This window comes from Pedobacter lithocola (genome assembly GCF_042650845.1).
GTDB classification, from domain to species: Bacteria; Bacteroidota; Bacteroidia; order Sphingobacteriales; family Sphingobacteriaceae; genus Pedobacter; species Pedobacter lithocola.
The window spans coordinates 1031714-1054565 of the sequence record NZ_JBHSBW010000007.1 but is presented as its reverse complement, the minus strand read 5'-3'; the positions used below and the strand labels follow the sequence as shown (position 1 = coordinate 1054565).

Genomic DNA, 22852 nt, shown 5'->3' with positions numbered 1-22852 from the left:
AACCTCTTGCTTTTTTAAACCTCTCTAAAATATAGGTTTAAGCTTTACAAATCATCAACTAACAAATCATGAAAAACAGATTTTTATTTTTCTCTTTCCTAATTCTCAGTTTTAGTTCTAAAGCGCAGGATGCATGGAAAATTACTGCTGATAAAATTGATCCAAACAAATATTTTGGCATTACTGCTGCTAATGGAATTTTAGGCATCGTTTCATCTCCACAACCATTTAAGGTTAAAAATGTGATTTTAGCAGGAGCTTATGATACCTACGGCCGTGGACGAGTAAGCAACTTTTTAAATGGTTTCAATTTGCTAAATATGTATATTGAAATTGATGGTAAACGTTTGGATGAACAGAATACATCAAACATGCAACAGCAGTTAGATATGAAACATGCGGCTTTTACAACTCAGCTTCAATTTGGCAAAAAGGCAAATGTAAAATATACATATTATGCGCTTCGGCATTTGCCCTTTACCGTTTTAGTGGATGTAACCATTACGGCAAATGAAGATTTAAAATTGACTGCTGCAAGTGTAATGGAAACTCCTGATGCGTTACGAGATGTAGAAAATTATTATAATGAAATTGACAGACCGCATGTTACCTTAAGTTTGCTTACTTCAGCGGCTAAAAGTCCGACTGGTAAATTGCAGCTATGTGCTTCGAATAGTTTTTTATTTACAGAGCAGCATGGAAGTGAACCCCAAATTATCCACGAAATGTGGGATAATAATAGTCATTTAATGAAGTTTAGTAAAACTTTAAAAGCTGGTGAAACCTATACATATTCTGTTGTAGGAAGTACTATCAGTTCTGCTCAACATGCCGATCCATTGAATGAAGCCGAAAGGATGACAATTTTCGCAAAGCTTGAAGGGCATGACAGACTGATTAAATTTCATAATTCGGCTTGGGATGAGCTTTGGAAATCGGATATCATAATTGATGGAGACCCACAAGCGCAACAAGATGTACACAGCATGCTCTATCATTTAACTTCCTTTTCTCGTGCAGGAACTTCTTATTCCCTTTCGCCAATGGGTTTATCTGGTTTAGGATATAATGGTCATATTTTCTGGGACACAGATATATGGATGTTTCCGGCACTATTGGTTCTTCATCCAGATATAGCAAAATCATTAATTGAATATAGATTTGAGCGATTGGAACCAGCAAAGAGAAACGCATTTGCACACGGCTATAAAGGTGCAATGTATCCATGGGAAAGTGCCGATTCTGGTGTAGAAGAAACTCCGGTTTGGGCTTTAAGTGGTCCATTTGAACACCACATTAGCGCAGATGTTGCCTTAGCTGCCTGGAATTATTATTGTGTAACGCAAGATAAAGCATGGCTGAGAGAAAAGGGCTGGCCAATATTAACTGAAACTGCTGATTTTTGGGCGAGTAGGGTAGAACGTAACGGATCAAATCAGTATGATATTAAAAATGTAGTAGCTGCCGATGAATGGGCAGAAAATGTTGATAATAATGCATTTACAAATGCTGCAGCAAGGTTAAACCTCACTAATGCAAATGCTGCAGCGGCAATTTTAGGTTTGCCTCAAAATAAAGATTGGGATTTAGTAGCGAAAAACATCCCGATTTTAAAGCTTGAAAATGGCGTTACAAAAGAGCATGCAACTTACAAAGGTGAGGGCATAAAGCAGGCCGATGTCAATTTGCTATCGTATCCATTAAAAACCATAACAGATAAAAATCAGATAGAAAAAGATTTGGCTTATTATGAAACCAGGATTCCTGATGAAGGAACTCCGGCGATGACACATGCAATCTTCGCACTTTTATATGCAAGAAAGGGTAATGCAGAAAAGGCGTACAACTTTTTCAAAGAATCTTATCAGCCAAATTTAAATCCACCATTTAGGGTTATTGCAGAAACTAAGGGCGGCACAAATCCTTATTTTGCTACTGGTGCAGGTGGTGTTTTGCAAAGTGTTTTAATGGGTTTTGGCGGACTAGATATTACAAACAAAGGAATTGTTCAAATCCCAAGTGTGTTGCCTCGCAATTGGAAATCAATTAAAATTACCGGTGTTGGTGTAGAAGGAAAAACCTTTATGGTTACAAATAAAAATTAAAATTGCAGCAATAAAAAATTACTATGGTGAATGTAAGAGGCACTATAGCTTTAATTGACTAACGCATCTCCATGTTTTGAACGTAACTTAGCAATAGATTTTAACTATAACGTTATAAACTTTTATGATTGTTTTTCTATAGCTAATAACCTTACATTTATAAGTAGTTAATTCAAAAGCATAGAAACTAAATATAATAAACATAAAATGGATATGGATTCAAATGATATCAGCAAATGCCCGTTTCATAACGGAAGTATGAAACACAACGTTGGTGGCGGTGGAACAAGAAATAATGATTGGTGGCCAAACCAATTGAAACTAAATATTTTACGTCAAAATTCTCCTTTATCAAATCCTGATAAAGATTTTGATTATGCTGAGGCTTTTAAAAGTTTGGATTTAGAAGCGGTTAAAAGTGATTTACATGCGCTAATGACTGACTCACAAGATTGGTGGCCTGCAGATTTTGGTCATTACGGTGGTTTGTTTATCAGAATGGCATGGCACAGTGCCGGAACGTATCGCGTAGGCGATGGTCGCGGTGGTGCAGGTGCAGGCTTGCAACGATTTGCTCCTTTAAATAGCTGGCCTGATAATGTGAGTTTAGATAAGGCTCGCAGATTGTTATGGCCAATTAAACAAAAATACGGGCAAAAAATTTCCTGGGCAGATTTAATGATTCTTGCTGGTAATATCGCTTTAGAATCAATGGGTTTTAAAACATTTGGTTTTGCCGGCGGTCGTGCTGATGTTTGGGAAGCAGATGAATCTGTTTATTGGGGTTCGGAAAGAACTTGGTTAGGTGGCGATATTCGTTATGCACATGGCTCATCTGGAGTAAGTGGCGATGGTGTATTGGTAAGTGATGATGATGCTGATGGCGATATCCATACCCGAAATTTAGAAAAACCGCTTGCAGCAGTTCAAATGGGTTTGATTTATGTTAATCCTGAAGGTCCGGATGGAAACCCTGACCCAATTTTGGCAGCAAAAGACATACGCGATACATTCGGTCGTATGGCCATGAATGATGAAGAAACAGTGGCTTTAATTGCTGGTGGACATACTTTCGGTAAAACTCATGGTGCAGCCTCTTCAGACCATGTGGGTTCGGAGCCTGAAGGTACTGATTTGGAGCACCAAGGATTTGGATGGCATAATAGTTATGCTTCAGGTAAAGGTGCAGATACCATTACAAGTGGTTTAGAGGTAACCTGGACAACTACACCAACACAATGGAGCAACAACTACTTCGAAAATCTTTTTGGATTTGAATGGGAATTATCTAAAAGTCCGGCTGGTGCACAGCAATGGGTTGCTAAAAACGCAGATGCAATTATTCCTGATGCATTTGATTCAACGAAAAAGCATTTACCAACTATGCTTACTACTGATTTATCGTTGAGGTTTGACCCAGCTTACGAAAAAATATCACGACATTTTCTAGAAAATCCTGAAGATTTTGCTGACTCTTTTGCTCGTGCCTGGTTTAAATTAACACACCGTGATATGGGTCCTGTTAGCCGTTATTTAGGTGCAGATGCTCCTCAAGAAGAATTATTGTGGCAAGATCCAATTCCTGCGGTAAATCATCCATTAGTAAATGATATTGATGTTGAATCGTTAAAGAGTAAAGTATTATCATCCGGTTTAAGTATTTCCGAACTTGTATCAACCGCATGGGCATCGGCATCTACTTTCCGTGGTTCTGATAAACGCGGTGGTGCAAATGGAGCTCGTGTTCGTCTATCTCCACAAAAAGATTGGAAAGTAAATAATCCTGCACAATTGCAAAAAGTGCTTTCTGTTTTAGAAGCAATTCAACAAGAATTTAACAGTTCTAATATAGAAGGTAGAAAAATATCTTTAGCCGATTTAATCGTACTTGCTGGTTCAGCTGCTGTAGAAAAAGCTGCAGCAAATGGTGGGAGAAATATAAATATTCCTTTTCTTGCTGGAAGAATGGATGCTTCTCAAGAACAGACAGATGTAGAATCTTTCAATTATTTAGAGCCCGTAGCAGATGGTTTCCGTAATTATCGCAAAGCAAAGATATCAGTTTCTACTGAAGAGTTATTGGTTGATAAAGCACATTTACTTACGCTAACATCTCCAGAATTAACTGTTTTAGTTGGTGGTTTGCGTGTACTTGATACCAATTATGATGGTTCAAAAAATGGTGTGTTCACTCAAAATCCTGGTCAATTAACCAATGATTTTTTTGTGAATTTATTGGATATGAACACGGCCTGGAAAGCTACATCAAACGAAAATGAAATATATTTAGGTAGCGACCGTTCGACTGGCCAACCGAGATGGATGGCAACACGGGCAGATTTAGTATTCGGCTCGAACTCAGAACTTAGAGCTCTTGCAGAAGTTTATGGAAGTGCTGATGCGGGTGATAAATTTGTGCATGATTTTGCCAAAGCGTGGACTAAAGTAATGAATCTTGATAGGTTTGATGTAACCACGAACTAATAGATTTAGCACTTAAGTGTAGTTTTATCGAGAAGTAAATATTTGCAATTAATTAGAGGCTGTTTTCATTTAAAATTTATGATAACAGCCTCTTTTTTGTTTCTATCTAACGAAATGCTAAATTGAAAACCTAATTATTTATTCATAATTTGGCCTTATGCTTTTTGAGTTTAGCCTTTACAGCTGTCTTCTTCTCATCTTTTTCTTTCATATATCAGTATATAGTTTTTTGTTTTTTAAAAGAGCTATAAAACTAGAAAACTATGCAGATAAATTAATGGGTTGGTTTTTGCTCATTGCTGCGCTTTTGATTATTCCTTTTATGGTGGGCTTTGCCGGCTGGTATGATAATCAACCTTATCGCGATATTCTATTTTTTGTTCCTTTTGTACACAGTTTGTTTATCGGGCCAATACTGTATTTCTACACCCAGTCTATCTTTAATTATAATTTTAGAATAAAAGGAAAAGCACTTCTACATTTATTACCGGGTGTACTTTATTTGGCAATTAATGTGGCATTAAGCTTAATTGATGTGCTTATCTATAAAAATTACCATCTAACCAACGAATACGAAGATCCTGACTTTGCCACTTGGTACACACTTCTTTCTTTGGTAAGTGTGCTTATCTATCTATTCTTATCTATACGTTATTACAATCAATATAAAAAATACACGGCCATTGCTACATCTTTTGCAGACCAAGCCAGCTTAAAATGGCTAAGGAACTTTCTATATGCATTTGCATTGTTAAGTGTAATGCCAATTATCAGGGCAATACTGTCTAACTTTACCTTTTTTGAGCGCATGCGTTATTTTGGACCTTGGTACTATTATGTAGGTTTTGCAATTGTTGTATATTATATCGCTATAAATGCCTATCATGCTGTTTATTTGCCGCTATACAAAATCCAATTTAATCCAATTTTATTATCTGGATTTGATGAGGAGCAAGTAATTACCATAACAGAAAGTAAGGACTCTACAATTGCAATAAATGAATCTTTAGTAGTTGATGAAAAGATGATTGCACTTAAACTTGCACTTAATCAATTAATGGAGAAAGAGTTTCTATTCGAACGTTCGGATTTAACTTTAAGCGAAGTGGCAAAAAAACTTCACACAAATGCTGTTATTTTAAGTAGGGCTGTAAATCAGCAATTTGGACTTAACTTTAATGACTACATCAATCAATATAGGGTAAAGGCGGTAATTGAGCGATTATCTTTATCGGAGTTTAAAAATCAGACTTTACTTGCCATTGCGTTCGATGCAGGTTTTAATTCTAAAGCAACTTTTAACCGGAGCTTTAAAAAGTTTACAGGCAAAAACCCAAAAGATTTTCTAAATCTACAGCAATAGGTTTCAAATTATAATCTGAGTCCTTTTTATATTGCCTCAAATTATGATTTGAAGCGATAGCCTGTATGTTTATGTTGAGTTTTGATGAAAAAAGCTCGATATGAAACTAATCCTAACTATTCTCTTTTCATGTTTTATTTATTTGTCGGCCATTGCACAAAAACCTGATAGCAATGCGGTCAAAACGGATACATTGAAATCTTATACCCTAAAGGATGTTAATATAAAAAGCCTAACACCTATACTACAGGTAAAGTTAGATAGAACACAACTGAATGTTGATGCAATGCCAAATGCAGTTGGCCTAAATGCATTAGAACTTTTAAGACAAATGCCTGGGGTTACTGTTGATGGGCAAGATAATGTTAAAATTAGTGGTAAAAACGGTGTTCAGGTATTATTGGATGGACGAATCCAAACCTTGAATGCACAACAATTAAGCGCATTATTGAAAGCAACATCTGCATCAAACCTAAAAACAATTGAAGTAATTTCTAATCCATCCGCTAAATATGATGCCGCTGGAAATGCCGGAATAATTAATCTTGTTTTTAAAAAATCAGGCGCTTACGGTACAAGTGGTAGCCTAACTGCTGGTTATCAAAAAATGGATAATTACAGGCAAAATGGTGCTTTTAATTTAAATAATAAAGGCAAGACGTTTACATTTTTTATAAACGGAAATTTAGATAATAGTTTACAGTTTACTAAAGTGAACAGTAACCGCATTTTAGCTGATAAGATTTTGGCGCAAAATGGATTAGAGAAACAAGGTTACAGCAATTCTATGGCTCGGGCAGGTTTAGAATATATTATAACAGAAAAACATAAAATCGGTTTAATTACTAATTTTCAACGTACTTGGGATGATTTTCCTTCACAGGCAAATACTCAAATAATAGGGAGTATGGCTGATTTACTTCTAACCAATACCTTAGTAAATTTAACAGAAAACCGTTTTTCAAATAACATAAATTATCAATTTCAAGGTAAAAACGAAAGTAAATTGCAAGCTGAAATAGACCAAATGTATTATAAATCTCATTTGAGTAATAAAGTTGATAATCTTTTCGCCAATACTGGTTTAACATCTTTATTTAATATTGATACCAAAAGCACCATAAATTTATTGTCGGGCAAAGTCGATTACAGTCGTAAAATTGATAAAGGTAACTTTGAATCCGGATTAAAATTTTCATCGAGTAAAACCGAAAATGCATTGAGAGGATTTCAAAATGGAAGTGGAACAATTGTAAATCAATTCAATAATTTTAGCTACAGCGAAAAAATTGCAGCTGTTTATGGAAGTTACGAGCGGAGCTATGGTAAATTTAACATAAAAGCGGGCTTACGTGCAGAATACACCAAAATGAAAGGCCTTTCTGTAAATGAAACGGGTTTCGAAACTGCTTTGCCAGATACATCTTACCTTAATGTGTTTCCAACATTGTTTCTTCGGTATCAGTTTAACGAGAAAAATAGCATTGGCTTTGCATATAGCAGAAGGCTAAACCGACCATCATTTCAAGACCAGAATCCTTATATTTATCGTACTGATTTTTACTATGCATCGCAGGGGAATCCTTTATTATTGCCTCAATTTACCCATAATTTTGAATTTAATTACTCTTTCGATGGTCAACGCCAGTTAAAATTAAATTTCAACTCCACCCGAGATTTAATAGAATTTGTACGAACTCAACAAGGCGACCAAACCTTAGAATTACCAGTAAATGCTGGCATTCGTAGCTTTTTAAACATCAGTTTGAGTACACCATTTACATTTTTTAAAATATGGTCTGGTTATTTTTCTGCCGAACCTTATTACCAGTTTTACAAAGCCGATTTAACCAAATACAATGGCCTAGCTAGTATAAATAGAGGTGGAGCTGGTTTTAATGGTTATATAAGCAATACTTTTAATCTAGGAAAAAATTGGAAGGCTGGTTTAAGCAGCTGGTTTAATTATGCAAGTAGGTCATCTATCTACAGTACCAAAGCCATTTACAGTGTAGATTTATCACTAAAAAAATCGTTTATAAATGATAGATTAAACTTGAATATCGCCATGAGAGATGTTTTTAATACACAAAGGTGGGAGCAGACGGCTATCATCGGACAAATAAATCAAACCAACTCAAGAAAATGGGAAAGCCGCGGTTTGTATTTAGGTTTGAGTTATAATTTCGGGAATAAAAAAATTAAAAGCATAGGTACAGATAAGAGTAAAACTGAAGAACAAGAGCGAATAAAATCAAGAGGATAGATTTTTTCTATAATTAGTTATCGGATTTTTATTTGTTGTTGATACTTTATTTGTTTCAAAATAAGGATTTTTCTGTACCAACTAAAACAATCTTAGGATTTAGAGTGTTTGCCTTCAAGAATTATACATAAAGCCAAATATTTAAGCCATTAATCAAGATAAAATTATATTACAATAAGTTAATTACCGGATGAGTAAATTCGATTGTTTGTATTAATTTATTTTTCAATAATCAATAAATAAGTAAATTATCTTCGGCATAAAATCATACAACTTGACAGCAACAGATACACCTCAAAAAGAACGTAAACCAATTTTATCTAAAATCCTGCTAATACTTGGCTTGGGGTTATTGTTATGTGTTGAAGGCTACTATGGTTTTCGATTGCATACACTTTCGGGTCAACAGAAGGAGATAAAAGAAGATTATTCGAATGTAAATAACATTACGTTAGGTTTATTTTCTGTCGACCAATGGCATGATGAGGTTGCCGCTATTTTAAAAAATCAGGTTCGAAATTTTAAGATGACACCTAAGCAAAAACGAGCGCTTCAGGTTGAGGTAGAACAAATTATTCTGGCTCTTATTAATAAAGCAGAAGGATTAATTAATAAACCTCAAAAATCGGTAAGTGGAAAGATAACCAAATTTGCGGTTAGAAATTTTGTAAATACCGATGATATAAAAGCTCAGATTCCCGGCTTTGCAAAAACGATTATAGCTCAGGTAGATAACCCAAAAAATAAAAAGCAATTGAGTACAATGGCTATGGGTAAGTTTACGCAAATGGAAAATACAGGAGTTGTAGATAGTCTTTTATCAGAAAAAGAAGCCTTAATTTCTAAAACGTATAAAAAATATCAGGTTACAACGATAGATCAGTTTAATAATAAGCTAACCAATTCATTAGAAAACATTAATAGCAAAACTTATACGTATTCATTTATCATGCTAATTTGTATCGTTGTAGTTTTATCACTATGGTGGATGCTTAGAAGAAGGGTTGAACTTCATGCTACACTTTTTATCATGTCATTACTCTTTGCCTTCATACTGCTGGCTGTGGGTTTAATGGCTTCGATGATTGAAGTTGATGCCCGAATTAAATCGTTCGATTTTGTGCTTTTAGGTGAACATGTTGTTTTCAAAAATCAGGTTTTGTTTTTTCAAAGTAAAAGCATATTAGATGTTGTTGAGGTTTTGATTAAACAACCTGCAATAGATTCGATACTTGTAGGTGTTTTAATTTTGGTATTTAGTATTCTTTTCCCGGTAATGAAATTGAGTTCTACAGGTGTTCATTTATTAGGGAAAAAGAAGTTGGCAGAAAATAGGTTTATCAAATATTTTGCTTTTCAATCTGGTAAATGGAGCATGGCCGATGTAATTGTAATAGCAATTTTGATGGTTTACATCGGGTTAAATGGTTTGTTAGAAACTCAATTGGCAATGCTTAACATTAAAAGCGATGCCTTAACCGTAATCACGACAAACAATACAGCATTACAACCTGGTTACATCATCTTCATCAGTTATGTGTTGTATGGTTTAACATTATCAACCATTTTAAAGTTTATCACCCCAAATGATTCTCATTAATACGTTTGCTAATCTTTTAAGTTCATCTTTTTAAATCTACTATAACTTTGACAACTCATATACAAGAACCTTCAGCTAAGAAAAGTATCTTCGCAAATATTATACTTATTATAGCATTAAGTATTTTACTTGCCGGCATGGCCTACTTTGGATATCGTTTGCGCCAAACCTCAATTGAGCGGGAGCAGATAAAGGAAGATTACAGCATGGTTAATAACATCACGTTTGGGCTTTTTTCTGTAGATCAATGGAGAAATAAAATCGTTTCGGTTGTAGAAGGCCAAGTTGGCGATTTTAAAATGACTGCGAAGCAAAAAGCGGAATTACAAGCGCAAGTTGAGGCACAACTTAGTGGTTTGGTTAAAAAAACTGTAGCAGAATTTAACAAACCACAAAAATCAATAGGTGGTAAGTTAAAGAAATTTGCATTTAAACAATTTGTAGATCCGAAGAAAATACAGGCACTAGTTCCATCATTCGCCAGAACAATCATTGCGAAAATTAACAGTCCGGCAAGTATTAAAAGGTTAAAAGGTATCGCGACTAGCAAAATTGATCAGTTAGAAAAACAAACTTACGATAGTACAGAATTTGCTGGGGCAGCAGTAACAAAGTACATTGCTAAAAAATACAATGTATCCGATCCTGATCAATTCAATAAAAAAATTAACATACGTTTAGAGGGGATAAATAAAGCAACGCAAAATGCAGCCTGGGCAATGATCGCTTGTTTGGTGGTTGCATTAGGCATTTGGCTATTGATGAGAAATCAAACAAAGCTCCATACAACTCATTTTATTGTTTCGCTATTATTTGCAGTAGTAATATTAGCGGTAGGTATAACAACACCAATTATTGAAGTTGATGCCAGAATACAATCATTAAATTTTATGTTAATGGGTGAGAAAATTGTATTTGAAAATCAAGTATTATTTTTCCAAAGTAAAAGCATTTTAGATATCATTTGGGTTTTAATTAAGCAGCCCAAGCCAGATTCTGTGGTTATTGGTGTGCTTATATTTATTTTCGTAATCATATTTCCTGTTTTAAGGTTAATTGGCAAAGGAATACACATTCTAGGAAATCACGAGTTCGGTGAAAATAAGGTTGTGAGGTATTTGGCTTTAGACTCAGGTAAATGGGATATGGCTGATGTAATGGTGGTTGGAATTTTAATGACATATATTGGATTAAATGGTATCCTTAAAAGCCAATTATCCAATTTAAATATTCATAATGATTTTCTAACTACAATGACTGTGAACAACACATCGTTGCAGCCTGGTTATTATGTATTTGTTGGATATGTTGCATACGCTATCATACTATCGCTAATTATGAAAAGAATTACGCCAAACGATACCATTATTTAATTCAAAAGGCTGTAAATATTAATGTTCATAAGTTTGAATGAATACTCCTTCGAGATTTATGCTAAAGCAGCTATTTCACATACATAACTCAAATATTTGCAAATTCTGCCCTGTTTTTGCTAATATCATTGCCTTTAATTTTTAAAGCATATTTTTGATATATCAGCTTCTTAGTGGAAACATTAAACTATGCTTATAAAACTAAATAAATTAAACTTACCCATAAAAACTATCCTAAAAGGTATTTTTTGTTGTGGTTTGTTAATGACCAACGCATTAATCAGTTTCTCTCAATCGCCATGGATTGCGCTTGGTAAGAAGCCTTCTACTTTAGCACTAGAGCAAGGTTTCTTAAATTTTGACGCAGGTGAGCTAAATCTAAAACTTGTTAAATCTTCACAAACTGTTGCAGGATTAACGCCAAAAACGGTTAAAGATTTTGATTTTGTGCCAAGCGATAGTTTGAAAGTAAGAAGTTCTGATGGACTGTACCACCTTGGTGATATCAATCTAAAACTAAGAATTGGAAATTATCAACCTTGGAAAAGTTACAGCACGGCTGCTAAACGCAATCCAGTCAAAAGTTTTTCCATATCTAATGTGCATTCAGCCGCAGATTTAAGTCAGACTTTACCTGCAGATTTTCCATTATCGGTTACAAGAATTTGGGAAACGATTGCCGGAAAATTGGTTTTGCGCTTCGAATTATCCAATAAAACAGATCAAAATATAGAAATAGGTGCTTTAGGTATCCCAATGATATTTGATAATATTTTGGAGGGCAGAACACTTGAACAAACCCATGTAAAAAATGTATTTTACGATCCTTATATCGGTATGGATGCTGGTTATCTACAAGTTACAAGATTAAGTGGACATGCGCCTTCCTTAATTGTTGCACCTTACGGCAAAACTCCCTTTGAAGCTTACAATCCTTTAAATGATGATAAAACCCCACGTGGAATTGCTTTTGAAGGTTTTTACGAGTGGATGGTTTGCAGTAAAGCTTATGCCAAAAATGAATGGAAAGGCGCCGAGCAATGGAACAACCCAACATCTATTATTTTAAAACCTGGTGAAACTAAATCCTACGGACTTCAATTCATTTTATCAGGAACTGCAAAGGATATTGAAAATAAACTTATAGAAAACCGCAAGCCAGTCGCCATGTCGGTACCAGGCTATGTGATTCCAAAAGATGTTGACGCGAAATTATTCATCAACTATTATAAAAAAATTAAATCTGTTGATGTATTTCCGGCAAATGCTTTAACGGTTTCATCAAACGGTGTAACCAAAAGTGGGTGGAAAAGATTTAAGGTAAAAGGTATAATTTCTGGAAGAGCAAGGTTAACCATTAATTATGGTGATGGTTTAATTCAAACCATAAACTATAAAGTTATTGAACCGGAAAGTGAAGTGATAGCGAGCTATGGAAATTTTTTAACAACCAAGCAATGGTTTGATAAATCGGATACTATCTTTAAAAGAAGTCCATCTGTAATCTCCTATGATTATGAAAAACAACAGCAGATTACACAAGATAACCGAGCGTGGATTGCTGGTTTAAGTGATGAAGGAGGCGCCGGTTCTTGGCTTGGCGCAATGATGAAACAATTGGTTCATCCCGAAAAGGCAGAGATAGATAAGCTAAAGCAATTTGTAGATACTGTAATGTTCGGAAGAATCCAGATTAAAGAAGGACCCGAAAAATATGGTGTTAGAAAAAGCTTATTCTATTATGCACCAGATTCATTACCGAAAGGTACTTATGCACAAGATATAAATTTTAAAACATGGTCTGCCTGGCCAAAAAAAGAGTCTGATAACCTTGGTCGCTCATACAATTATCCTCACGTTGCGGCAGCACATTGGGTAATGTATCGTTTGGCTCGAAATTATCAGGGTTTGGTTGATGAAAAAACTTGGAAACAACACCTTATTAACGCTGCTGAAACTGGCTTGGCAATGGTAAACATTGCTCCATATTATGCACAATTCGGACAGATGGAAGGCACCATTTTTTTCTTGATTTTAACGGATTTAAAAAACGAAGGTTTAACCGACGAAGCTAATAAGTTAGAAATTGAAATGAAGAAACGAGCAAATCATTGGCGCTCGCTCGATTATCCATTTGGCAGCGAAATGCCTTGGGATTCGACAGGGCAGGAGGAAGTGTATGTTTGGTCGAATTATTTTGGTTACAAGGATAAAGCACAAGTAACGCTCGATGCAATACTTGCATATATGCCGGTAGTTCCGCATTGGGCTTACAATGGTAATGCCCGTAGGTATTGGGATTTTTTATATGGCGGCAAATTAATGCGTATAGAACGTATGATTCATCATTATGGTTCGGCATTAAACGCAATTCCAATTTTGATGGACTACCGCAAGCATCCCAACGATTTTTACCTATTGCGTACAGGTTATGGCGGATTGATGGGGTCTATATCTAACATCACCAAAGATGGTTTTGCACCAGCGGCTTTTCATGCTTATCCATCAACACTTAAAAATGATGGTATTACAGGAGATTACGGTTCTGGATTTTTTGGATATGCTGTTAATACATCATCATATATTATTAAACACAAGGATTTTGGTTGGCTGGCCTTTGGTGGTAATCTTACTGAGCAGGCTAACACTATAAATTTAAAGCCAACAACAGCAGCAAAGTCTTCCATCTATATTGCAGCTGCTGGGCTATGGATAACTTTAGATACAGGTACGGTTGACGAACTTATCTACAACCCGAAAAACGGGGAAATCAAATTAAAATTGAGCAAAGCTGATGATCACACGGCTAATGCAATTTTAAGAATAAGTCAGCCTGCAAAAATTGAAGGTATTGGAGTTTACAAAGTGAAAAATACAGAAATCGGCAATCGCGGTGCCTACGAATTTCAACTGAAAAAAGAACAAGAGACTGAAGTTATAATGAGTACGAAATAAATTATCCATTTACAATCAATTTTAAATTTGTTGAAACCATAAAGCCGTTTTCAGGTTAATTAAACATGGAAAAACAGCAACTTGCAATTCAATACTTTCAGCAAAAAGAAAAAGCACTGGTACAACGTGAATATATAGACTACACAATGGCCGACCATTTAAAGCTATTAAAAGAAGATAAAACCCATACTGGCAAAGAGCATTTAGCGCAATACGAAAAGGAAATTGAGCTTGCAGAAGACGAATTTAAGGATACCCTTTTAGAAGTTAAACCTGTATTTGAACAGCTATTTTTGTATTTGCAAAACGATGCTGCAATAAAGACATCACCATATATTTTTAACTTTTCAGAAATGCAGATAGAAATGTATATTGATGATAACTCAAATATTCATTACAGAAAAATTTAAAGATTTCTATTACTCTCTTCTGACTTAAAAACCTTTAGGTTAGAAGCTACTAAATTTTTGTTTCGGAATACTATCTCAAAAGAAACGGTTTCACCAACAGATGGGATTTTTTTTGAATCGTCGGCATAAAACCTGATATGCTGATTGTTGCTGTCTTTTATGATACCAACACCTGCAGATTTATTAAATGAGAGAATTATTCCGTTACGCATTTCCTTAGTTTTGTAGTTCTACTATTACGAATATTCAGGCTATTATTATGCCCAAAGTATAGCTTTAATTGCTTAATCCAAGCACCTGTAGTTTATAACAATAGAATAGTAGATGAAACTAAGTATAAAGTAGATATAGCAATTTTGCTTTTTCTACGTATTTATAACAATTATAGTGCATAATACGGCATTTGGTGCATATAATTATTGTATTTGGTACTTTTTTGCTAACTTCCCCCGTTGGATTTATCCCGCCAACAAGTAAGATGGATACCAAAAGCGAGCAGATTAAGACTCTTATCGGCTTGAACGATGAGTTGGAAAACTATTTTCGCAATACCATTATTCCGCAGTTATTTGTAGATGCTAATCTTATACTACGAAAATTTACACCACCGGCTATGAAGCAATTTAGCTTAAAAATGGAGGATGTGGGAAGGCCAATGGCTGATATAAAAGATAATTTCAGGTTTCTAAGTATAATAGAAAACATACAGCATGTTATAGAGTCTGGTGAGTTATTGGAGAAAGAAATACAAACTACAGATATGCGTTGGTACCAGATGAATATTTTGCCTTATCTGGTTGCTAAAGAGAAAAAGACGGATGGTGTTATCATCACATTTGTAGAAATTACAATGCGTATTCGTGATCTTAGAGAGCAGGAAAAGCTTATAGCAGAACATGAAATATTACTTGATACGATTTCTCACGACATCAAAACACCTTTAACAAGTCTAGGCTTAACAATTGAAATGCTTAGAAAAATTCCAGAAAAAGGCATGGAGAAATTTCCAATGTTATTGGAGAAAGTTGAAAGTAGCCTGATAAAGATGAAGGATATTATTCATGATTTAACCGAATCCAGGCAATCAGAACACCGTTATAATGCGGTTGAAGAATTGCTTAATTTCGAACACATCATGGAAGATGTAAGGCTTACATTAGCGCCACAGATACTAGAAACCGGAGCAATAATCGAATGTAATGTATGCCACTCAGAAATAGTTTTTGTTAGGCGAAAGTTGCGTAGTGTAATCTTCAATTTAGTAAGCAATGCAATAAAATATGCTCAGCCAGGCAGAACACCAAAGGTTGTTTTACATACTTTAAATGAAGATGGATTTACAATAATTACAGTATCTGATAACGGTCGCGGAATTGCTGAGAAAGATTTAACCAAAATATTTACCAAATATGAACGTATATCGAAAGAAGTTGAAGGAACTGGTATTGGACTTTATTTGGTCAAAGAAATTGTTAATATGGCAGGTGGACACATTTCTGTTGAAAGCGAAGTAAACGTAGGAACGACTTTTAAAGTATATCTCAAAAATCAAGTTTCAGCTTAACTCTTTACCCACACAAACTTTTGGTTTTAACCGTTATTGCATCGTAAATTTCTTTAGCCAAATCGTTTTCCGTTAATTTAGTTATTATAGCATAAACTGGATTTACCATTATAGAAACCAAATTTAAGCTATTTGCTTCTATACTTAATGATTTGTGGTCAGAACTCATTTGAGTATTAACATTAAACATATTAGCAGAAAGCGTTTCTATTGTATTAAGATAATTATCTGCAGTTTTATTGAAAGGGATGTATATATATTCTTTAGTTAGCATAATACATCAACATCTATTGATAAAAATAGTTTTGGACTGGTTAAATATCTTTTTATGATTTAAAATGTCATGTGGTAACGCCTTCTTTAATAATACTTTTAGAGTTTAAATCTTATGCTTTATTAGAACTGCATTTTTTACTACAGTATATCACATTATCCCAGTTTTTTTCCCACTTCTTTCGCCAAGTAAACGGTCGATGGCAAACCGGACATATTTTAGTTGGCAAATTTTGTTTTTTAACGTTATTCATTTCCAATCATGTTATGTGTGCATAATGTAATTTATTGGTAAAGAACATAAATAAAATTGATTTTTTATTGTTTGGAAAGCATATTTGCAGCAAAAATTGGCAAAAAACAGCTAATATATACGCGTATCTTACATGTTACAAAACATACATTTGACGAAACCTGTTACGTGAACGATTTATGAAAAAACACCATCGAGTAAATAGTCTTACACCCTGGCAGCGACTTGTCGAAATGCTTCATGTAGAGAGATCGACAATTAACTATATTTTTTTATATGCCGGTTTTATAGGTATAATAGGTTTATCGCTTCCATTAGGTACAGCCGCAGTTTTTAATCTATTATCAAACGGATCTATGTATAGCTCCACCTATATCCTCATTGCGGCAATATTATTAGGTATTGTTATCGGGGGAATTTTACTGATGGGGCAACTTGCATTGGTTGAGTTTTTAGAGCAGAAAATTTTTATTAAAGCTGCTATTGAATTTGCGTATCGTTTACCTAGAATAAAGAAAAAGGAACTTGAAGGTGAAAATCCACAGGAATTGGTTAACAGATTTTTTGATGTATTAACGATACAAAAAGGCTTAACTAAATTGTTGATAGATATAGTTGCCGCGGCAGTTCTTATCGTGTTTAGTGCTATATTACTATCTTTCTACCATCCAATATTTATTGGTTTTGGCATTTTTACTATTCTTTGTATTTCTTTAATCATTCTGATATATTACAGAAGGGGCGTAGAAACAAGTATTGAAGAATCTGAATATAAATATGAAGTTGTGGGATATTTAGAACAGGTTGCCTCAAATTTAGATGAATACCGCGGTCAGGAAAGTAAAATGGCCAAAGTAACTTCTATTACAGATGAGATTACATCTAAATATATTGCTGCAAGAAATGACCATTTTAGTATTTTAAGAAGGCTATTTGCAAGTGCTGTAGCATTGCGCACCATTTTAATGGGCGGACTGTTATTGCTAGGTTCATACTTTGTGGTAGAACGCCAGATGACATTTGGACAATTCGTTGCTGCTGAGGTAATTATTGTTCAAATATCTTATGCAGTAGAAAAACTGATGACCAGCTTAAATACAGTTTTTGATATGGTAACAGGAAGTGAAAAGCTTGCCGTTGTAACCGATTTGGAGATTGAGGAAGGAGATGTTCGCCATGATTAACGAAACCAAAAAACTTGTTGTACAAAAGGTTGATGAATATTCTACATTATCAAAAGCACAATTAATATCATCAAACGGAGCTAGGTTACTTGGCAGGATAATGATAGGTGTACTGGTAATATTTATTATTATTTTATTGTTGCCATGGCGCCAAACCATTTCTGGTCGAGGTGTAATTACCGCTTTAGGACCCGAGGATAGACCACAAACAGTACAAAATCAAATTGGTGGAAGAATTGAATATTGGGCGGTTAGAGAAGGTGAAGAGGTAAAAAAAGGGGATACTATTTTAGTTATTTCTGAAACCAATCAATCGTATTTTAACCCTGATTTACCTGAAAGATTAGATGAACAGCTAAATGCCAAACGCGGTAGCGAAATGGCGGCTGAGCAAAAAATTGCAGCAACCGATGCTAGAATTAGTGCACTTACTAATGGACTTAGAATTCAGCTACAAGCGGCAGAGAATGATGTAAGAAAAGCTAAAAACACGGTAAGAATAGATAGTGCTGATTTGGTAGCCATTAGAAATTTATATCAAACCAGCCGCTCGAGGTTAGAGCGTTATGAAGCCGGATATAAAAATGGTTTGTTTTCTTTAACGGATATCGAAACAAGAAGATTGAAACTTCAGGAAGATAAAGCGAAAGAGGTTAGTCAGGAAAATAAATTAAGTAGTGCAAGACAGGCACTTTCGAGTGCAATTATTGAATTGGATAACATTAGAGCTAAATACAGTCAATCTCTTGCTTCTGCTCAATCCGATAAAAGCTCTGCGCTTTCTGGTAAGGCATCTGTAAGAGAAGAGATTTCAAAATTAAAAAATGAAATGTCTAACATCAAAATCAGAAGGAGTTTATACATAGTTAGAGCTCCCCAAGATGGTTATATTGTAAAAACATTAAAAGCTGGTTTAGGTGAGAATATAAAAGAAGGTGAATCTATCGCAACGTTGCAACCACTCACGCCAATGGTTGCTGCAGAAATTTATGTTGATGCGATGGATGTGCCGTTAATTTTAGATAGTAGCGATGTAAGGTTACAGTTTGAAGGATGGCCATCAGTTCAGTTTTCGGGTTGGCCTTCGGTTGCAATAGGAACTTTTGGAGGTAAAATATCTGTAATAGATAGGGTTAGTACCGATGGTAAATATCGGATTTTGGTTAGGCAATTAACGCATTTACCTAAAAAGGAAGAGCCATGGCCCATTCAATTAAGGCAAGGTTCGGGTGTTTATGGAAGGGTTATACTTAGAACAGTTCCGGTTTGGTACGAAATATGGCGCCAACTAAATGGTTTCCCGCCTAGTTTGGATAAAGCACCTTCTAAAGAAAACATTAACAATAAATAGATTTTAAACAACAGAAATGTACATTATTAATATGCGGGCAAAACATAAACTTAAAACGTGTACCTGGATATTTTTTATTTTTTTTGCTGTTATTTGTAACGCTTCATTTGCACAGCAAGTGCAACCTGTTTCAGGTTCGGCTGCAGTTTTTACGCTTACTGATATGCAAGAAATTGTGCTGCAAAATCACCCAATTGTTAAACAGGCTGCATTATTAAGTAAGGAAGCAAGTGCCAAAGTATTACAATCTTTAGGTAAATTCGATCCTGCAATTAATGCATCATTCGGGAGAAAGATTTTTGGTGGTACAGAATATTATAACCACTGGGATAGCGAATTAAAAGTTCCGTTGTGGCTTGCAGGTGCTGATTTAAATGTAGGCTATGATAGGAATGTTGGCATTTATAACAATCCGGAAACCCGCACCAGCACAACTGGTTTATCAGGCATCGGACTTACAATTCCGCTGGGGCAAGGTTTTATCATTGATTCACGCCGTAATACTTTACGTCAGGCTAAGATAATGGTCGATTATGCTGAAGCTGATAAAATTAATCAAATTAATAAGGTTTGGTTCGGAGCCGTAAAGGATTATTGGAGCTGGTATTTGGCCCATCAACAATATGCTTTAATAAATGAGGGAGTAGAACTGGCTTCACGAAGATTTGCTGCAATCCGCCAACAGGTTATTATAGGCGATAAACCGCCAATTGATTCTGTGGAAGCTTCAATTACATTAGAAGATAGGAAAGTTCAGCTTCAGGATGCGAATGTAAAACTCACAAATTCTCGACTAATCCTATCCAACCATCTTTGGAATTCGCAAGGCGTACCAACAGAACTTCCTGCAAATGCATTGCCCCAAGATACTAATGATACAAATAAGGCAATTAATCAGTTGGTTTTAGATTCTCTTCTACAGCAAGCTTCAGAAAATCATCCGGAGATACTTAAAATCAGATATCAAAAATCGAAATTAGATGTGGAGCGCTTGTACAGGCAAGAAATGCTTAAACCTAAATTAAATATAAAGGGCTCATTTTTAGCAGGTAGGAGAGATTTTTCATATGTACCCGATTACTATGATTTTAGATTGGCAAATTATAAAGTAGGAATTGATTTTGCCTTTCCTTTATTTTTACGTGAAGAACGAGGTAAGCTTAGAGAAGTTAAAATTCAACAGGCAGAAGTCGAATTCGGACTTCAACAAACTGGAAGAGAAATTCAGACTGGTGTATTATCAGCGGTAAACGAAGTTAAAGCTTTGCAAGCTCAATTTGCATTGCAAACTAAAAATGTGGCTAGTCAACGTGTGTTGGTAACTGGTGAATTGCAAAAATTTGAACTAGGGGAGAGTAATCTTTTTCTCATTAATAGTAGAGAGACTAAGTTAATTGATATGCGAATAAAACAAGCCGAAATTGTTTCATATTACCAAAAAGCACTAGCCGAACTCTATTTTAGAGCAGGTAAAAGAATTGATTTTATTTATACTAACAATTAAGTATTTTTTACAAAATCGAGCTGGATTCAATAAATTACTACCAATCTTTGTGAACTTTCTTATAGCTGTAATGTTTAAAGCGGCGTATTTCTACTCTATATAGTCTGGTTACTTGATAGAAATTATCTTTATCTATAAATTAGATATTCTAAATTATTGATATGGCCACCTATTTCAAAAATGAGATTCCCGTAGTAACGATTATCCATGAAATAGAGGAGTTTCTTGGTGACGCTGGTTTTAGGAGTGTTCTGGATTATAAAGAAATTACACTTTATGTTTATGATAATGCTAATACGGCCATTTTATCTATTCGATTTTGGTTAGAAGGTGTGGAGTATAAGAAGCTTATAGCTGATTATGTATCCGAAGAACTTGACGCGTTATACAATGATATTGAGCAAATCATTTTAAAATATTAATAAATTGTAAGAGATGTTAAGTTAACAATTCGATGTTAGCTGCAATTAACCCACTTTCTGTCATCTCAATAATAAATGTTATTTCCTGATTAATTATTGGTTTGAATTTGAGGTTGTTCAGCAGAAAATTTATTTCTTGGTCATTAGTATCTACAATAGTTCCAAGCGCTATGTCTTCATTGATAGATACAATACAACCTCTCCTGCGCATGATGATTTGGGACTAATTAGTATAGCATTCAAAAGAAAATATTCTAATAAGTGCTGCAATATAAATTAATTAATCTAGAATTATTACAAATAACGTGTAATTATAATTAATATTTTATTGATTATTAGTTATTTAACATTTAAATAATCCATTATTGCTCGTTGAATGGTGTACAAATAACACTTATACAATAAATCATTAGGAATGATTTATTAAAAAGTTATGATCAAAACTCTGCTACCGAAAGGCAGCAGAGTAATAAACAACTAAAATAATTTTTCTTGTGGTGGTTTTACACCTGCCAAGCGTAAATAAACTGTCGCCTGACCACGGTGATGGGTTTGATGTTCAAAATCTTTGGTAAAAACCATTTCTTTCGTTAGCTCAAAACGATTCATGAATTTTACTTTTTCTTGCAACTGCGAAGCAGAGATTTTTTTTAATCCTGCAATTACATAATCGTAACCCGCTAAAACTACCTTAGTAACATTGGCTTTTGATTTATCTGTAATTTTTTCTACATCACCAAAACCGTAAGGACTTTTCTCTCCGGTTGCAGTAGCTGTAAAGCCATAATTTGCATCTGTAAGGTGAAGCATTTGCTCAGCAAAAGATCTCATTTCCGGAGTCGGTTTTAAGGCGTAACCTGTTTCGGGCATTACATCTAAATATTCTTTTGTGTAGGCTTTAGCTCTTTCCCATTCCGCAATTTTTGCAGTTAATTGCTCTTGAGCATTAACAATGCAAACCATTCCCATTAAGCAAATGATAAGCAATAAAGATTTTAATTTTTTCATAATTTGATTTGTTTATTTAAATCAAAGATATGATAGATTGGATAATCAATAATCATTTATCCTTTAAAAAATCTAATTGCGTTTGTATTGAGTTAATTGATGATTTATTGTGAATACTTTTTTAAGAAATCAAAAATATCAGCGATAATTATCTTGGTGGAGCATGAAACACTTCTAATACTATACAGCTAAAGCCAAGTCTAGTGAACATGGATATTACCAATTCATTAATATTTACCTGAGAATCTATTCTTAAAATTTTATCACAATCAGTAAGATCAATATGCCAGTTGAGATTTGGCACGGCAACATTTAAGTTTGGTACAAGTTCTTGCAGTTCTACTTCTGTGTGCACATTTGTTTTAAATATGGATATCATACGTTCGGTTTTCCTCAAAAATTAAATTTGTGTAGGGTTTACCGATGTAAACGGATGATTTAGAATTTTACTTTAATATTTATGAAAAATTATTTTTTAATTATGCATTTGCCTCAACTATTAATTTTAGTGCTTTTAACCGCCAAATCAAAGGTTGATTTACACGACTTGCAGGATCTATTTTTAAAGGAATAAAATGACTCTCTAAAAAATGCTCATAATTATTTATTACCGTAGCCTGATTTAGATATATGGGCGTAGCCTGTTTTTCTGCACTAGCAAAAAATTCTTCTAGCTTATTAACTTCTTCTATTGTCATCCATCAAAATTAGGAAAATTAAGTTTTTGCAGGTGTATT

General features: G+C 34.5%; 20 protein-coding genes. 13 read left to right on the top strand and 7 right to left on the bottom strand.

The window, feature by feature from the left end; all coding sequences use genetic code 11:
- Nucleotides 1-68 precede the first annotated feature (68 nt).
- From ACFOWA_RS06950 to ACFOWA_RS06915, 8 genes are all read left to right on the top strand, one after another.
- Nucleotides 69-2105: a glycoside hydrolase family 65 protein gene (locus ACFOWA_RS06950; protein ID WP_378983243.1), complete on the top strand. Its 2037-nt coding sequence runs from the start codon at nucleotides 69-71 to the stop codon at nucleotides 2103-2105.
- A 207-nt stretch (nucleotides 2106-2312) separates the two neighbouring features.
- On the top strand, nucleotides 2313-4589 hold the full coding sequence (katG, locus tag ACFOWA_RS06945; RefSeq protein WP_378983240.1) for a catalase/peroxidase HPI: 2277 nt from the start codon (nucleotides 2313-2315) through the stop codon (nucleotides 4587-4589).
- A 229-nt stretch (nucleotides 4590-4818) separates the two neighbouring features.
- Nucleotides 4819-5952 (top strand): helix-turn-helix domain-containing protein, encoded by a 1134-nt coding sequence (locus ACFOWA_RS06940; RefSeq protein ID WP_378983237.1) that lies wholly within the window; start codon nucleotides 4819-4821, stop codon nucleotides 5950-5952.
- Between the two features lie 100 nt (nucleotides 5953-6052).
- Nucleotides 6053-8218 carry an outer membrane beta-barrel protein gene (locus tag ACFOWA_RS06935; protein WP_378983234.1) on the top strand — a complete coding sequence of 722 codons (2166 nt, stop codon included), beginning with the start codon at nucleotides 6053-6055 and terminating at the stop codon, nucleotides 8216-8218.
- 274 nt (nucleotides 8219-8492) lie between these two features.
- Entirely contained in the window at nucleotides 8493-9818 is a 1326-nt protein-coding gene (locus ACFOWA_RS06930; protein ID WP_378983231.1) for a paraquat-inducible protein A, read from the top strand.
- 47 nt (nucleotides 9819-9865) lie between these two features.
- On the top strand, nucleotides 9866-11191 hold the full coding sequence (locus ACFOWA_RS06925) for a paraquat-inducible protein A (RefSeq protein ID WP_378983228.1): 1326 nt from the start codon (nucleotides 9866-9868) through the stop codon (nucleotides 11189-11191).
- 189 nt (nucleotides 11192-11380) lie between these two features.
- Entirely contained in the window at nucleotides 11381-14146 is a 2766-nt protein-coding gene (locus ACFOWA_RS06920; RefSeq protein WP_378983227.1) for a DUF5695 domain-containing protein, read from the top strand.
- 65 nt (nucleotides 14147-14211) lie between these two features.
- A complete protein-coding gene (locus tag ACFOWA_RS06915; protein WP_378983225.1) occupies nucleotides 14212-14556 on the top strand; it encodes a hypothetical protein in 345 nt (114 codons plus the stop codon).
- Here ACFOWA_RS06915 and ACFOWA_RS06910 read toward each other — a convergent pair.
- Complete coding sequence (locus tag ACFOWA_RS06910) at nucleotides 14553-14768, bottom strand: cold-shock protein (RefSeq protein WP_378983223.1); 216 nt, start codon at nucleotides 14766-14768, stop codon at nucleotides 14553-14555. The two genes, ACFOWA_RS06915 and ACFOWA_RS06910, sit on opposite strands and share 4 nt — an antisense overlap.
- A gap of 266 nt (nucleotides 14769-15034) precedes the next feature.
- Here ACFOWA_RS06910 and ACFOWA_RS06905 point away from each other — a divergent pair, with 266 nt between their 5' ends.
- The gene (locus ACFOWA_RS06905) at nucleotides 15035-16120 is read left to right on the top strand and encodes a sensor histidine kinase (protein ID WP_378983219.1); all 1086 of its coding nucleotides are present in this window, start codon (nucleotides 15035-15037) and stop codon (nucleotides 16118-16120) included.
- A gap of 4 nt (nucleotides 16121-16124) precedes the next feature.
- Here ACFOWA_RS06905 and ACFOWA_RS06900 read toward each other — a convergent pair whose 3' ends face one another.
- Both ACFOWA_RS06900 and ACFOWA_RS06895 read right to left on the bottom strand, forming a co-directional pair.
- Nucleotides 16125-16394 (bottom strand): hypothetical protein, encoded by a 270-nt coding sequence (locus tag ACFOWA_RS06900; RefSeq protein WP_378983216.1) that lies wholly within the window; start codon nucleotides 16392-16394, stop codon nucleotides 16125-16127.
- Nucleotides 16395-16506: 112 nt separating this feature from the next.
- Nucleotides 16507-16647 carry a DUF2256 domain-containing protein gene (locus tag ACFOWA_RS06895; RefSeq protein WP_378983214.1) on the bottom strand — a complete coding sequence of 47 codons (141 nt, stop codon included), beginning with the start codon at nucleotides 16645-16647 and terminating at the stop codon, nucleotides 16507-16509.
- Between the two features lie 178 nt (nucleotides 16648-16825).
- Between ACFOWA_RS06895 and ACFOWA_RS06890 the strand changes: the two genes are divergently transcribed.
- The 4 genes from ACFOWA_RS06890 (at nucleotide 16826) to ACFOWA_RS06875 (ending at nucleotide 21107) form a co-directional block, all read left to right on the top strand.
- A complete protein-coding gene (locus ACFOWA_RS06890; protein WP_378983210.1) occupies nucleotides 16826-17830 on the top strand; it encodes an ABC transporter transmembrane domain-containing protein in 1005 nt (334 codons plus the stop codon).
- The gene (locus ACFOWA_RS06885) at nucleotides 17823-19181 is read left to right on the top strand and encodes an HlyD family secretion protein (protein WP_378983207.1); all 1359 of its coding nucleotides are present in this window, start codon (nucleotides 17823-17825) and stop codon (nucleotides 19179-19181) included. The genes ACFOWA_RS06890 and ACFOWA_RS06885 overlap by 8 nt, the downstream gene beginning before the upstream one ends.
- A gap of 16 nt (nucleotides 19182-19197) precedes the next feature.
- Nucleotides 19198-20685, top strand: coding sequence for a TolC family protein (locus tag ACFOWA_RS06880; protein ID WP_378983205.1), 1488 nt, complete (start codon nucleotides 19198-19200; stop codon nucleotides 20683-20685).
- Between the two features lie 161 nt (nucleotides 20686-20846).
- Complete coding sequence (locus ACFOWA_RS06875; RefSeq protein WP_378983203.1) at nucleotides 20847-21107, top strand: hypothetical protein; 261 nt, start codon at nucleotides 20847-20849, stop codon at nucleotides 21105-21107.
- 16 nt (nucleotides 21108-21123) lie between these two features.
- On the opposite strand, the gene ACFOWA_RS06870 is transcribed toward ACFOWA_RS06875, so the two are convergent.
- From ACFOWA_RS06870 to ACFOWA_RS06855, 4 genes are all read right to left on the bottom strand, one after another.
- On the bottom strand, nucleotides 21124-21318 hold the full coding sequence (locus ACFOWA_RS06870; RefSeq protein ID WP_378983201.1) for a hypothetical protein: 195 nt from the start codon (nucleotides 21316-21318) through the stop codon (nucleotides 21124-21126).
- A gap of 266 nt (nucleotides 21319-21584) precedes the next feature.
- Entirely contained in the window at nucleotides 21585-22115 is a 531-nt protein-coding gene (locus tag ACFOWA_RS06865; protein WP_378983198.1) for a DinB family protein, read from the bottom strand.
- Between the two features lie 148 nt (nucleotides 22116-22263).
- Nucleotides 22264-22512 (bottom strand): hypothetical protein, encoded by a 249-nt coding sequence (locus tag ACFOWA_RS06860; protein WP_378983196.1) that lies wholly within the window; start codon nucleotides 22510-22512, stop codon nucleotides 22264-22266.
- Between the two features lie 82 nt (nucleotides 22513-22594).
- Nucleotides 22595-22813 (bottom strand): DUF6965 family protein, encoded by a 219-nt coding sequence (locus tag ACFOWA_RS06855; RefSeq protein ID WP_378983194.1) that lies wholly within the window; start codon nucleotides 22811-22813, stop codon nucleotides 22595-22597.
- Between the last annotated feature and the right edge of the window lie 39 nt (nucleotides 22814-22852).